General features: G+C 41.0%; 12 protein-coding genes. 2 read left to right on the top strand and 10 right to left on the bottom strand.

Annotated features, from left to right (window positions below):
• Positions 1-16 precede the first annotated feature (16 nt).
• A complete protein-coding gene (gene guaB / locus KO534_RS17540) occupies positions 17-1,486 on the bottom strand; it encodes an IMP dehydrogenase (protein WP_215931549.1) in 1,470 nt (489 codons plus the stop codon).
• Positions 1,487-1,624: 138 nt separating this feature from the next.
• On the opposite strand from guaB, the gene xseA reads away from it, so the two are divergent.
• Positions 1,625-2,968, top strand: coding sequence for an exodeoxyribonuclease VII large subunit (gene xseA / locus KO534_RS17535; RefSeq protein WP_215931547.1), 1,344 nt, complete (start codon positions 1,625-1,627; stop codon positions 2,966-2,968).
• Between the two features lie 184 nt (positions 2,969-3,152).
• Entirely contained in the window at positions 3,153-4,085 is a 933-nt protein-coding gene (locus KO534_RS17530) for a GGDEF domain-containing response regulator (protein WP_215931545.1), read from the top strand.
• A 98-nt stretch (positions 4,086-4,183) separates the two neighbouring features.
• Here the strand turns inward: KO534_RS17530 and der are convergent, their stop codons facing one another.
• From der to ndk, 9 genes are all read right to left on the bottom strand, one after another.
• On the bottom strand, positions 4,184-5,635 hold the full coding sequence (der, locus tag KO534_RS17525; RefSeq protein ID WP_215931543.1) for a ribosome biogenesis GTPase Der: 1,452 nt from the start codon (positions 5,633-5,635) through the stop codon (positions 4,184-4,186).
• Positions 5,636-5,728: 93 nt separating this feature from the next.
• Positions 5,729-6,958, bottom strand: a complete 1,230-nt coding sequence (gene bamB, locus KO534_RS17520) for an outer membrane protein assembly factor BamB (protein ID WP_215931541.1) — start codon at positions 6,956-6,958, stop codon at positions 5,729-5,731.
• 10 nt (positions 6,959-6,968) lie between these two features.
• Positions 6,969-7,592, bottom strand: coding sequence for a YfgM family protein (locus tag KO534_RS17515; protein WP_215931539.1), 624 nt, complete (start codon positions 7,590-7,592; stop codon positions 6,969-6,971).
• Between the two features lie 71 nt (positions 7,593-7,663).
• Positions 7,664-8,944 (bottom strand): histidine--tRNA ligase, encoded by a 1,281-nt coding sequence (gene hisS, locus KO534_RS17510; RefSeq protein WP_215931537.1) that lies wholly within the window; start codon positions 8,942-8,944, stop codon positions 7,664-7,666.
• A 122-nt stretch (positions 8,945-9,066) separates the two neighbouring features.
• Positions 9,067-10,188: a flavodoxin-dependent (E)-4-hydroxy-3-methylbut-2-enyl-diphosphate synthase gene (gene ispG, locus KO534_RS17505; protein ID WP_215931535.1), complete on the bottom strand. Its 1,122-nt coding sequence runs from the start codon at positions 10,186-10,188 to the stop codon at positions 9,067-9,069.
• Positions 10,189-10,219: 31 nt separating this feature from the next.
• Entirely contained in the window at positions 10,220-11,182 is a 963-nt protein-coding gene (locus tag KO534_RS17500) for a RodZ domain-containing protein (protein WP_215931533.1), read from the bottom strand.
• Between the two features lie 9 nt (positions 11,183-11,191).
• Complete coding sequence (gene pilW / locus KO534_RS17495; protein WP_215931531.1) at positions 11,192-12,451, bottom strand: type IV pilus biogenesis/stability protein PilW; 1,260 nt, start codon at positions 12,449-12,451, stop codon at positions 11,192-11,194.
• 42 nt (positions 12,452-12,493) lie between these two features.
• Positions 12,494-13,639 carry a bifunctional tRNA (adenosine(37)-C2)-methyltransferase TrmG/ribosomal RNA large subunit methyltransferase RlmN gene (locus KO534_RS17490; RefSeq protein ID WP_215931529.1) on the bottom strand — a complete coding sequence of 382 codons (1,146 nt, stop codon included), beginning with the start codon at positions 13,637-13,639 and terminating at the stop codon, positions 12,494-12,496.
• Between the two features lie 169 nt (positions 13,640-13,808).
• On the bottom strand, positions 13,809-14,240 hold the full coding sequence (ndk, locus tag KO534_RS17485) for a nucleoside-diphosphate kinase (protein ID WP_215931527.1): 432 nt from the start codon (positions 14,238-14,240) through the stop codon (positions 13,809-13,811).
• Between the last annotated feature and the right edge of the window lie 517 nt (positions 14,241-14,757).

Genomic DNA, 14,757 nt, shown 5'->3' with positions numbered 1-14,757 from the left:
AATTAAAACAAAACATTTACCCTAGACGGTAGTTTGGCGCTTCTTTAGTAATGCTCACATCATGCACATGAGACTCGCCCATTCCTGCAGCGGTGACTTTGACAAATTGTGGTTTAGTGCGTAATTCATCAATAGTGGCGCAACCTGTCAATCCCATAGCCGAGCGTAATCCGCCCATTTGTTGGTGAATGATATTCGCTATTGGGCCTTTGTAAGCAACGCGACCTTCGATACCTTCTGGAACTAGCTTTTCGGCACTTTTACTGTCTTGGAAATAACGATCAGAAGAACCATTATTTTGATCCATTGCACCTAAAGACCCCATACCACGGTACGACTTGTAATAGCGGCCCTGATATAACTCAACTTCTCCAGGTGCTTCTTCTGTTCCAGCCAACATACTGCCGACCATCACAGAGCTCGCCCCTGCCGCTAATGCTTTTGCGATATCTCCAGAAAATCGAATACCACCATCAGCAATTACCGGTACATCAGTGCCTTTTAGGGCTTCAACCGCATCTGATACCGCAGTGATTTGTGGAACACCACAACCTGTTACTATTCTGGTGGTACAAATTGATCCGGGACCTATACCGACTTTAACAGCGTCCACTCCCGCATCAGCCAACGCTTTAGCCCCTTCAGAGGTGGCAACGTTACCAGCGATTATCTGCACTTCTGGGTAGTCTTTGCGCACTTTAGTGACTCTATCGATCACACCTTGAGAATGACCGTGTGAAGTATCAATTAACAATACATCGACACCCGCTTCAATCAAAGCTTTAATGCGTTCATCAGTACCGGGGCCGACACTTACTGCAGCGCCTACCCGCAAACGACCTAATTCATCTTTACAAGCATTAGGTTTACTTTCTGCCTTTTGAAAATCTTTAACGGTGATCATACCGGTCAATTTAAACGCATCATCCACTACTAGTATTTTTTCAATGCGATGTTCATGCATCAGTTCCAATACTTGGTCAGAGGGAGCACCTTCTTTAACAGTGACTAAATCATTTTTCTTAGTCATAACACTAGAAATGGGTTGTTCTAAACTGTTTTCAAAGCGTAAATCGCGGCCTGTCACAATGCCGATAAGATTGTTATCTTCGTCGACCACTGGAAAACCAGAAAATCCGTGTATTTTACTTAATGCATTGATCTCACCAATAGTGGCGGTTGGAAGCACAGTAACGGGGTCAGATACCACACCACTTTCGTACTTTTTCACAATCCGAACATGTTCGGCCTGCTGTTCAGGTGTCATATTTTTGTGTATAAATCCGATACCACCTTCCTGCGCTAAGGCAATAGCTAAACGTGCCTCTGAAACCGTGTCCATTGCAGCAGAAACTAAGGGGATATTTAGACTTACACCACGAGTCAATCTTGTATTCAGATTAGCGGTATGAGGGAGAACTGTTGAATGCCCTGGTACTAACAAAACATCATCGAAGGTTAGGGCTTCTTTAGCGATTCTTAACATGCAATATCACCTATAAATGCGGATTTAATTGCGGCGCAATTCTAGCGGTTTTAGGTATATCAGTCTAGATATATATCAGAATTGGCAGTAAATCAGGTAAACTAATTGGCAAAGTTATATTAGAGATCCCTTCAATTCATGTTTTCCGCACAAAACACCGCAAAAAACATTCTTACAGTAAGCAAGCTGAATCGATTGGCCCGTTCTGTTTTAGAGGCTGAAATTGGGCAAATTTGGCTTTCAGCGGAAATATCCAATTTCGTTTCTGCTAGTTCTGGGCATTGGTACTTCACACTTAAAGACGACCGCGCTCAAGTTAAAGGGGCAATGTTTAAGGGGGCTAATCGTAGAGTGCACCAGAGACCTAAAGAAGGGGACAAGGTATTAGTTAAAGCCAATATTAGTTTGTATGAACCAAGAGGTGATTACCAAATAATTGTTGAGCATATGGAGCCTGAGGGAGAAGGTAGGCTTAAACAACAATTCGAGATGTTAAAACAACAACTAGCGTCAGAAGGAATTTTTGCGCAAGAACATAAAAAACCACTTCCCGCTTCTGTTTTAAAAGTAGGTATTGTCACCTCTCCCACCGGTGCGGCACTTCATGATATTTTAACGGTATTAAAACGCCGCAATCCGGCTATCGAAGTGATTATTTATCCTAGCCAAGTGCAAGGTGATAATGCAGCTTCAATGATTTGTGCAGCGATTTCGTTGGCTAATAAAAGAAATGAAGTGGATGTATTAATTGTGGGAAGAGGTGGCGGCTCACTAGAGGACCTATGGTGTTTTAACAATGAACAAGTAGCACGAACAATATTTCACTCATCTATTCCCATAATAAGTGCGGTAGGCCATGAAGTCGATGTGAGTATTGCAGATTTTGTGGCGGATGTACGCGCACCAACTCCATCCGCAGCGGCCGAATTGGTGAGTCAAGATCACACAGCATTATTCGATAAGACGGTAATCCAACAGGATAAATTAATAAAAGCCTTTCGCCATTTACAACAAGTTTGGTCACACCACCATCAAACGGCTATGCAGCGCCTACTGCAAAATCATCCTCAAAAACAGCTTGAACAAAAAAGTCAGTATGTCGACCAACTTCAAGCCACTCTGTATTCTGTATTCAATCAGCAACTACTCCGCGGCCAACAGCAGCAGCAATACATCCATAATCGACTTGTGTTGTCTTCGCCACAAAAACAACTTCAACGGCACCAATTAGGATTGCAAGAGTTGCAAACTAAATTACAAAAAAGTTGCTATCAACTCATCGAAAACAAAAAGCAAAAACTAGCAAATAATATGCATGTACTGGATACGGTAAGCCCACTAGCTACCTTAGCTAGAGGGTACAGCATTAGCTTTAAGGAACAAACAATACTTAAAAGCACTCGTCAAGTTCAAGAGGGAGATAAAATAGTCACTCGATTAGAAGACGGTAAAATATATAGTGAAATTAAACAAATAGACTAAATTACACGAATTAACGACATTACTTACTCGATTCTGTCGCATCGCTTAGCATAGCCGAAGTACGTGAGAAGTTTAATTACCTTACTAAATTTTTTAACTAATTTAAGTAGGAAATGGTTACATTTTACGCTAAGTTAACGGACCAAATTTTGCGCATAGTTAACGAATAGGGTTTAGTTTTCTCATGATAAACAACGATTCTTTATCATTTACTGATTCGGAAATGTTGAATGCAGTTGTTCTGGTTGTAGATGATGACCCATCGACAGTTGATTTTTTTGTGCAAGCTTTATCCCCATATTACCGTACATTTTCTGCTCCATCAGGTGAGGACGCCATCGGTTTTTGTGCCGTTCATGCTCCTGACTTGGTCATTTTGGATTTACACATGCCCGATTTGGACGGAATGTTAACTTGCAAAATGCTCAAAGCTATTCCAAGTATGCTCAATTGCCCAATAATATTTTCCACTGAAGACACTAATACAGACCAAGAAATTAGATGCTGGGATGCGGGAGCGACAGATTTTGTTTGCAAACCTATAGTGATTCAAACATTGGTCAAACGCATTCGGTCGCATATCCAAATTAAGATGCAACACGATTTGATAGAAAACTTAGTGTTTGTAGATCAACAAACAGGTTTATACAACCGGCGATATTTTAACGACTTTTACCAAAAGCAGATGGCACTAGCGAAAAGAAATGACGCACCGTTATCCCTTGTAATGTTTGAAGTAAAAAATGGGGAGCTGTTTAAATCCAAAACATTGCCAGTAGCAGCAAAACACATAAAAATGTTTGCTGAGTTGATTTCAAAAGAGTTAAGTCGACCTACAGATACATTAATGAGATTTAGTGAAACCAAATTAGCGGTATTATTGCCTGATACATACATATTTGGAGCCAAACATATTATTCAAAAAGTCATGACTTCAATTTCACAGTTTAAGTGCGACAGTGACGAGTCTGCGTTTGAAAAAATAGATATTGTTTCTGGTTTAGCCTCAATTGAAGGTCTACAGAAAAATACAAATTTAATAGAATTGGTTATTCAAAACCTGTCACAAAGTAAACGCCCTTACAATGAAAGTGAAATTGGCTACCAGTTTTACTAAAGTAGCCACCTTGTACTAAGAGTTCAACATATCTTGTACAACGAATCGATAGACCAACTTCTACTCCCCAAAAGTATTCCTAATACTTAGATTTGTGGCTACTTAGTATTTTTATGCATTCGCATAAGTTGTCGACGTTTACGACGTTGCGAGTCGTTCAGAGTACTATGATCTGTCTCATAGGGATTGGCGCCTTCTCTAAACTCAATTTTGATAGGTGTGCCCATGACCTTTAATGATTTTCGGAAATAATTCATTAAGTATCGTTTGTAGGAATCCGGTAAATCCTTTAGCTGATTTCCATGTATAACGATTAGAGGGGGATTGTAACCACCAGCGTGAGCATATTTCATTTTAACCCGTCTTCCACGCACCACAGGAGGTTGATGATCCTCTTGGGCCATATCCATAATTCGTGTCAACATAGACGTATTGACGCGCTTCGTGGCAGAAGCATAGGCTTCTTGAACTGATTCAAATAGATGCCCTACTCCGGTGCCGTGTAAAGCAGAAATAAAGTGTAAACGAGCAAAATCAATGAAACCTAATCTGCGGTCTAACTCGCGCTTGATTTCATCTTTCACATCTTTATTTAAACCATCCCACTTATTAACCGCCACGACCAAAGAACGACCAGCGTTTAGAATAAACCCTAGTAAACTTAAATCCTGATCGGTGATCCCTTCTTGCGCATCAACCACAAACAATACGACATTAGACTCTTCAATAGCCTGAAGTGTTTTAACAATAGAAAATTTCTCTACCGCTTCTGATATATTTCTTCGTCTTCTTACACCAGCGGTATCAATCAGAATGTACTCTCGCTCATCTCGCTCCATTGGAATAAAAATGCTGTCCCGCGTCGTACCGGGTTGATCATAAACCACTACTCGATCTTCACCTAGAATACGATTAGTAAGCGTTGACTTACCTACATTGGGCTTACCAACAATGGCTAATTTTATAGGTAGAGCCTGTAACTTTGCCAATTGGGCATCTGCGTCTTCTTCTTGCAGCTCTTCATCACTTTCTTCAGGAATGTGCATATCAGGAAATTGTTCAGCGATAGGTGCCAACGAATGTTGCAATAATTGAGTGACACCTCTGCCATGTGCGGCGGCAATTTGATTTACATCACCCAAACCCAAGGCAAAGAAATCGGCACTTTCACTATCACCATCAATCCCATCAACCTTATTAGCCACCACATAAACTGGTTTTTCCTGCTTACGAAGGTGTTCTGCGATACCTTGGTCCGCCGCCGTCATACCAGTACGCGCATCAACTAAAAACAACACCACATCGGCTTCTATAATTGCCAATAGTGATTGTTCCGCCATTGCCACATCGATACCTTGTTCATCGCCACTTATGCCGCCGGTATCAACAACAATAAATTGCAACCCTTCGTATTTGGCTTGCCCGTATTTTCTATCCCGAGTTAAGCCGGGAAAGTCAGCCACCAAGGCGTCTCGTGTACGAGTGAGACGATTAAACAAGGTAGATTTTCCAACATTTGGGCGCCCAACTAAGGCAACAACGGGTAACATAATTACATATCCTGTAGACAAAAACGGCTTGGAAATATTCCAAGCCGTTAAAATTTAATGGTGTGATCCCTAGAAGAAATCACACAAACTGCTTTATGGTGTGGTGACGGCGACTAATTTACCATCTCTAGTTTGGGTATATAGCGTATCGCCATCTACTACAGGTGAGTGATAAATACTTTCGTCCTCATCATCACCTCCAACTTCTAAGCGAGCCACAATTTTTCCATCAGCTTGGTTAAACCAATGCAAATAACCGTATTTGTCACCTGCTACCAAATAATTTCCCACTGGCGAAGCGCCAGTTAACAAACGTTCTTTAAGGGCTCCTTGTCTCCATAACTCCACGCCATTGCGGCTATCTAACGCAAACAAATTACTGTCTACATCGACCAAGTATAAAGTACTACCCGCTAAAGACATGCGGCGATAAGACTTATATTCCCGTTTCCAAATAACTCGGCCCGTACGCAATTCAACAGCGGCAAGTGAGCCATCATATGAAATAACATAAACATTGCCTCCCGCCACTAGCGGTTCACTATCGATATCCACAATTCGCTCTAATTCAGTCACGCCAGTAGCTGCCGAAATCACTTGCTCCCAAGCTGTCTGCCCTGTTTCAAGGATGTTAACTATAAGCTTACCAGTAGCAGTGCCGATAATAGCACCGCCATTCACTGCAGTGGGCGAAGAAACACCACGTAGAGATAACGGTGGGACGTCAGACTCACTAGACCAAATTTCTTCACCACTGTCTGCATCGAGCGCAAATATTAATCCTGAACCGGTATTAACTAGGACAATTCCTGAGTCAACAGCGGGAGTCGCTAAAACTTCACCCTTAACTGTGGTAATCCACTTTTGCTCACCAGTATTGGCATCGAGAGCAATAATTTCACCATTCTCGGTGCCAAAAAATACGGTTTCATAGGCAACACTTAAACCACCAGCAATTTTAGCGGATAAACCATTTGAAAATAGATTAGTTAATCCAGATGTAAGCCCTTCGTCATCGTAAGTAGCAAAGTCTTTAGACCAAACTTTTTTTCCTGTTGCTTGATCAAAAGCTGCCACTACGCCTTGGCGACTTGCGGCAAAAACTTTGTCGTAAGCAACGGCGGGGCTCAGTTTCGAATAGAACTTTCCAATACCAGAACCTAAACTCACTGACCAAATTGCAGTTGGGGTAAACTGCGCATCAATAGGTTTAAGCCTACGGATTTCCAACTCTTCTTCATCGTAAAACCAATTACTAATTGTGGTACAGCTCGATAACAAAATAGAACTAGTTAACAGCAAGAATAAAAAAGAATGCTTCACTATTTTCACCTTAGCCGTTAGCTGCAATGGCTAAATTATCTAGCTTCATTTTCAAAACTTGGTCGCGCCCATTCGTTTCTAGAGCTGCACTATATGCCGCCCTAGCTTTATCAAATAATTGTTGCGCTTGGTAAACATCACCTCGAATTTCCTGACTTTGGCCTTTAAACGCTTCGTCTGTAATTTTGTCTGCACTTTTTAAGGCAAGTTCTAGTTTACCTTGTTCAATTTGAATACGTGCTAAACGCAGCTGTGCCACCGACTGAATGGCTGATAATTTAGCATTGCTTGCTACCAATTCTAGGTGTTTGGCCGCTTCGGCAAGATCCTTACGTTCGATAGCCTGTTGTGCCATTTCTAACGCCATAAGCATCGCGTAACCACTATCGCTATGGGCATCTATAAATGTTTTGGCTTTACTGAAACCCACTTCACCTTTTAACAACTCTTGTGAAGCTTGCTCATAAGCAAAAGACGCCTGCTCTTTGGCAGCTATTTGCGAATCGTTATAATAACGCCATCCCAAAAGTCCACCTAAGCCTAAAAGAGCACCAATGACAAGTGCGACGCCATTTTCTTTCCAAAAGCGTTTAATGGCTTCAATTTGTTGTTCTTCAGTTTCGTACTGTTCCATCATCCATTCCTATTACTGCTTGGCCATCGAAATTTTGATAGCGCATAATGTTAATTCTAAAATTTATAGTTTTAAATGTTAAATTGCTTTTGTATAAATTCTGCTAATTCGCTCACTAAAACGGCTTGTTGTGGTTGCTGTTCACGCAAGTGTTTAATCGCAACTGTCTGAGTCGCCATTTCATCCTGACCAATTATTAACGCTATTGTTGCGCCACTTTGATCAGCACGCTTCATTTGTTTTTTAAAGTTCCCTCCACCACAATGATTCATCATTTTTATTTGCGGTAAAGCGTCTCGCAAAGTTTCACTGGTCTGGCGTGCATAAAGTTCGACAGACTCATCCATTGCAGTGATATAAATGTCGACTTGAGAATCGAGATTTTTGTCTAATCCCAATGTCTGTAACATCAACACTAGCCGCTCCAACCCCATAGCGAAACCCACGCCTTGAGTAGCCTTACCACCAAGCTGTTCAACTAAACCGTCATAGCGCCCACCCGCACAGACTGTGCCTTGCGCTCCTAAGCTATCAGTTACCCATTCAAATACTGTTCGATTATAATAATCTAAGCCACGAACCAAAGCAGGGTTAACTCGATATTCGATACCTAAGTTGTCTAAACGTTCACACAATCCTTTAAAATGTTTTTCTGACTCTTCATCAAGACAGTCAATTAATTTTGGCGCATCTTTTACGGCATTTTGTACTTGGGGGTTTTTACTGTCGAGGACACGTAGAGGGTTACTCTGTAAACGTCGTAAACTGTCTTCATCCAACTCGGATTCACGAGTCTTCAAAAACGCTACCAACTGTTCTTTATACGCAACTCTTGCTGCCGCTGACCCTAGTGAGTTAATTTCCAAAGTAACGTTTTGACTTATTCCAAACTTCTTCCAGAGTCTTGCGCTTAACATTATCACTTCAGCATCAATATCTGGGCCGGCTAAACCAAAAACCTCAACACCAAATTGATGAAATTGTCTGTATCGTCCCTTTTGCGGTCTTTCATGACGAAACATTTGTCCCAAATACCAAAGACGCTGTTGTTGGTTGTACAACAATCCATGTTCGTTTCCAGCACGCACAACACTAGCGGTGCCCTCTGGGCGTAAAGTAAGACTGTCTGAATTACGGTCGGCAAAGGTATACATTTCTTTTTCTACTATATCGGTGACTTCACCAATAGAGCGTTTAAATAGATCTGTGCTTTCGACTATAGGCGTACGAATCTCTTGGTACCCATAACTAGCCACGACCTGACGAATATTCGACTCTACATACTGCCAAAGCTTGGTTTCAGTTGGCAAGCAGTCGTTCATTCCTCGAATAGCCTGAATTTGTTTCGACACTAAAAATATTCTCTTATTGCAAAAATTAAAAAAAGCCCCGCATTATAGGGGCTTTATGGATAAACGTAAAATATAGTAGCCGAAAATCCAATAATAATTGATGTGAATTTCGCGATGGTAGTTTACTCGCCTAGCTGTTTTATCTCTATCTTACGGCTTTGATCTAATTGATTGGCTTTAGCTCGAATACGTTTTTCTAGTTGCTCGACTAGATCATCATTCGAGAGACGCTCTTTTTGGCGTTTCCCGTCTAAGTAAAAACCACTCATATTACGGGCGCCAGTTAACCCCAAATCGGACACTTCAGCCTCTCCAGGGCCATTTACTACACAGCCGATTATTGACACATCCATCGGAGTCAATAAGTCCTCGAGTCTTTGCTCTAGAGCATTAACGGTACTTATCACATCAAATTCTTGTCGAGAACAACTTGGGCAAGCAATAAGATTTATGCCTCTTGAACGAATTCGTAAGGATTTCAATATGTCAAAACCCACTTTGATTTCTTCAATAGGATCGGCAGCCAAGGAAATACGAATTGTATCGCCAATTCCCTCGGCTAATAACATTCCTAAGCCAACCGAGCTTTTTACCGCACCAGCTCGCAGACCACCTGCTTCGGTAATCCCCAAGTGTAAAGGTTGCTCAATTTGTTTGGCTAATAAACGATAGGCCCCTACAGCTAAAAACACATCAGAAGCTTTAACACTGACCTTAAATTGATCGAAATTAAGCTTGTCCAAAATGTCTACGTGACGCATTGCCGATTCAAGCAGAGCTTCTGGCGTAGGCTCTCCATACTTTTCCTGTATCTCTTTTTCCAAAGAGCCACCGTTTACCCCAATACGGATTGGGATATTCTTATCTCTGGCACAATCCACTACTGAACGGATCCTGTCGAGACTTCCAATATTACCAGGGTTAATTCGCAGACAATCGACGCCATATTCTGCAACTTTTAATGCAATACGGTAATCAAAATGAATATCAGCTATCAAAGGAACAGAAACTTGTTGTTTAATGACCTTAAAGGCTTCAGCGGCATCCATGGTAGGAACCGAGACCCTCACTAATTCGCCACCTACCGCTTGAATACGCTTAATTTGCGCCACTGTTGCGTCAACATCAGTAGTCAAAGTATTGGTCATTGACTGCACAGCAATGGGTGCACCACTACCTATAGGTACATTACCTACATTGATACGTTTAGAAAGTCGTCGTTTAATGGGAGATTCAGCAAACATAGTTAACACTTAGCTCTTTTAATTTGTCCAATTATTCAGACAAGGGTAATTCAAATTTAGCAATTCGACCGGCTGGTAAAAAGGACATGTCTAATGGTTCGCCTGCATAGCGTATATTCACTACCTCAGGTGCACCTAAAGTCACCTCAAAAGGAGGGATTCCCGTTACCGGCATGACTCTTCCTTTTACTTTGACACCGTATGCAATGTTTTCACCCGTTGCATCGGCCAAATTCATCCAACAATCTCCGGCAAACTCAAAGATAAGCTCGACTGGTGCTGCGGTTTCAATAGCAGGTGTGACTTCAACTTCTACCGGCTCGGTTACCTTTGCTGATTGTTCTAAAATTTCCGCAGGCTTTTCGACTAGACTTGCCTGTTCAGCGACGGTTAGTGTCTTATTATTTGCAGGTTCTTCAGCAGTTGAGGGCAATGCAATGCCATCTTCCAAGGATTCAGGATTTAGGGTATCAGTTCCAGTGTTTGATATTTCATCAGGGGTAGACATTTCATTGGATAGGCTGTCTTTAGGAATAGTCTCTGGGTAATTATTCACAGCGGATTCTGTTGTTGTTTCATTAGAACTTTGCTGAAACCACCAAATAACGGCCAAAGCAATAACCGCAGCCACAATCAAATAAGTCACTAGCATTAACTTGTCATCATTGGCCTGGTTGGCCATGCGACGAGAAAAGCTCTGTAGCTTTGCTGGTTCCTTCTTCTGAGTACTTAGACTTTCAAACGCTGCTAGTATCTCTGATTCATCTACTTTGACGTGTTTTGCGTATAACTTTAAGTACCCTCTAATAAACGTAAGAGAAATATTAATGTCATAGTTGTCTTGTTCAATTTCCTCGACTAAGGTCTTTTTTAATTTCATTTTGTCGGCAATATCTTGACTCGACAAATTAGCCTTTTCACGCGCCAGTTTCAAAATCTGCCCCGGCCCTAATATAACCGTTTCAGGTTGTTGCACTTCTTCTTTTTCAATCATAGTTTAGTTTTACTCTACAACACTTGGGGCAACTAAAGATAACTTCTTACCTTCGTAAATAGCCGACTCATCGACCAAACCATTCCAGTCTATCAGACGTTGCATTTTGATGTTATACAGAAGCGAGATTCGATATAAATTCTCGCCTTTGGCAACAACATGGAATTTGGGGGGTTCCGAAGAATCCGCTTGTACTTCGCGGACTTGCTCAGGTAACTCTAGTGTGCCTATTTTTTCTGGCTTAACTTCAGTGGCTGTTTTTGGCGATTCAACAACAATTGTTGCAGCTTCAATTTCAGCTCCTTCTACTATAACTCCCTCTTTGATTACATCATCCTCTACAATCTTTACTTGTTTCACATTCTTCAGTGATTCGACCTGTTGTTCCGACACTATAACGACTTTATCAGCGGGTATAGTCGTACTTTGTAATTCAGCTGCCTCCGGTGAGGTTTCATCTACAACTATTAGTACCGGTTGTGTTCCAGAATCGTTGTGAATTTTTGAAGTGGTTTGCCATTTTGCCAAGGCATTCTTGGTGATGGGATCATTGGGGAAAATCCTCAACAACATGTCTAGATAACCTTTAGCTGCAGTTTGGTTTTCCAAACCTTTTTCAATCTCCATTGCCAATAACAAACTTTGCGGATTAATCTGAGAAACCTTCTCGTAGCGTCTTAAAATGCCTCTCGCCTCTTGCCACTGTTGTGTTTCGACCAGAGTTTGCGCTAACAAATAAAGACTACTTGCTCTTCCTGGTTGATGATTAACCGCACTGCGAAGGTATTGAATGCTGTCTTCTAGTCTGCCCTGGTTTTGACTACACATGGCTAAATTTTCATAGGTCTGGGCACTAGAAGCATAACTACTGGTATTCACTGCTTTGAGAAAATATGTTTTAGCTTTTTCGTAATTTCCGTTTTGACATAAAAAAGCGCCATAACTATTGGCTATGTTGGCGTTCTTAGGGTCTAGATCCATGGCGAATTGGTAGGCATTTTCGGCTTGTTCTAATTCGCTCACACTTTGATAATAATAAGCCATCGCAAAATTAGCGTCAGCAGACCTTGGAGCAAATTCTAATGCTTTATCTAAGTTATATTTTGCTTGACTATAGTTTCCATTTTTAAGATAAGTTAGACCAAGTGAAACTCGAGTTTTGGATGCTTTCAATTGATCAAAATTATCACCAGATGTTTGGCTATTTTGACTAGTGCAACCACTTAGTAGTGTCAACGTAACAAGTAAGATACTGATAAATTTTAGCATGTAGTTCATTGAGACCTGTTTGATATGTTGCCAGTAAAAACGCTATTGTGTCATCTTGACTGAAATATTCTCGCCCTTCATCTGTTTTTTCAACATTCTTTTAGTGCGATCAACCACATCCCCTACCAACTGACCACACGCGGCGTCGATATCGTCACCTCTGGTTCGACGTACAACCACTATTAGTCCGTACTCCATAAGAACCTTAGCAAAGCGGTCAATTCGCGAATTACTAGAACAGGTATAGGGTGAACCAGGATATGGGTTAAACGGAATTAGGTTAATTTTACTCGGTGTACCTGCCAAAACTTGGGCCAACTCATGGGCTTGGTCAGTACTATCATTAATACCATTTAACATGACGTACTCTACTGTCACTTTACCTTGATTGGCATTTGATTTAGCCAAGTATTTTCTGACACTTGCTAGAAATACTTCTATTGGATATTTTTTATTAACTGGCACCAATACATCACGCAATGCGTTATCTGGCGCGTGCAAAGATATAGCCAAAGCAACATCTATTTGATCACCCAACTTATCGAGTGCGGGAACCACTCCAGAGGTACTTAATGTCACTCTGCGTTTGGATAAACCAAAAGCAAGATCATCCAACATTAATTCCATCGCAGGCACGACGTTTTTTACATTAAGCAATGGCTCTCCCATCCCCATCATCACAACGTTTGTGATGGGACGTTTAGCAGAGTCATTGTTTAAACCTATTGTGGTAGCCACTCGCCAAACTTGGCCAATAATCTCAGACACTTTTAGATTACGGTTAAACCCTTGCTGTGCGGTAGAACAAAAAGTACATTCTAGCGCGCAACCTACTTGTGAAGACACACATAGTGTTGCCCTATCACCGTCAGGGATCCATACCGTTTCAACTTCTTGACCGCCTTCTAATTTCAAAGCGAATTTGATTGTGCCATCTGTGGCATTCTGTTGATAGGCGATTTCTGGTGCTTTAATTTCGCATTTGGATTGAAGTTTAGTGCGTAACGCCATATTCAAATTAGTCATTTGATCGAAATCTGCCACACCTTGTTGGTAGATCCATTTCATAACCTGTTCTGCTCTGAAAGGTTTTTCTCCCATCTCCTTAAAAAAGGCACGTAAACTTTCTCGAGTTAAATCAAGTAAATTAATTTTTTTAGGTTGGGCAGATACCACTTCAGTTGACACAATAAACCTCAATACTCAGACTAAACTACTGCCATTTTAACCGATTACTCAGCTTTTGCAGCATAGATACCCAAATCACTTTTTCGAATTTTGTTCAAGGGTGATTTAGATCTTTAATAAATAACACAAAAGGGAGCCGCAGCTCCCTTCATTCAAAGCTAAATTGAGCTTAACGAGTGCGTGGGCAGATTTCTTCGTCACTGAAGAAATAAGCAATTTCACGTGCTGCTGATTCTGGTGCATCAGAACCGTGGCAAGCATTCTCATCAATTGAAGCAGCGTAGTCTGCACGTAAAGTACCAGCTAGTGCTTCTGTAGGGTTAGTCGCCCCCATAATTTCACGATTCTTCAATACTGCATTTTCGCCTTCCAATACTTGGACCATAACTGGACCAGAGGTCATGAAAGAAACTAAAGCACCAAAAAATGGACGTTCACTATGTTCCGCGTAAAATCCTTCTGCTTGTTCTTTGCTTAAATGAAGCATTTTAGACGCCACTAATCTTAGGCCGGCAGATTCAAAACGGTTGTAAATAGCGCCGATAACATTTTTTGCGACAGCATCAGGCTTAATAATAGAAAAAGTGCGCTCTAAGGCCATTTTCTTGACTCCAAATATAAGTGATATTTCGCCTTACAAATTTGTCGTTAAGGACAATTAATAAGACATTTAAAAAATTCGCGCGGATTATATGCAATTAGCCAGCAAATACCTAGTATAGATTGCATATTATTCTGTTCTCCCTAAAATCAAACTTGAAGTATTCTGAAGACGAGGTGATCTTGATTAAATTTTTAGTACTTATACCTGTTGTACTGTGTTTACTTTGGTTTATATATCTAAAAAAGAAACACTATAGTTTAGGTGATGGCAAACAGGGGTTTATTTATATTTTCATTTTCTGTGCGGTAATAGCGGTATTTTACAGCTCGTTATTATGGATAACCGAATGGCAATGATGATTGAAAATATTGGTTATTAATTGCAACTCAATAAAAAAGAGCGATAACGCTAATGCCGATCAGTTAAGAAAACTTTTAATAATCTATTGATAAATTATTGATGTAAAAACAATAAAAGTGGATTCCGGCCAAAAGACCGCCGGAATAATGGTATG

The organism is Paraglaciecola arctica (assembly GCF_018861065.1).
Classification (GTDB): Bacteria; Pseudomonadota; Gammaproteobacteria; order Enterobacterales; family Alteromonadaceae; genus Paraglaciecola; species Paraglaciecola arctica_B.
This window is presented reverse-complemented; position numbering and strand designations above follow the sequence as displayed.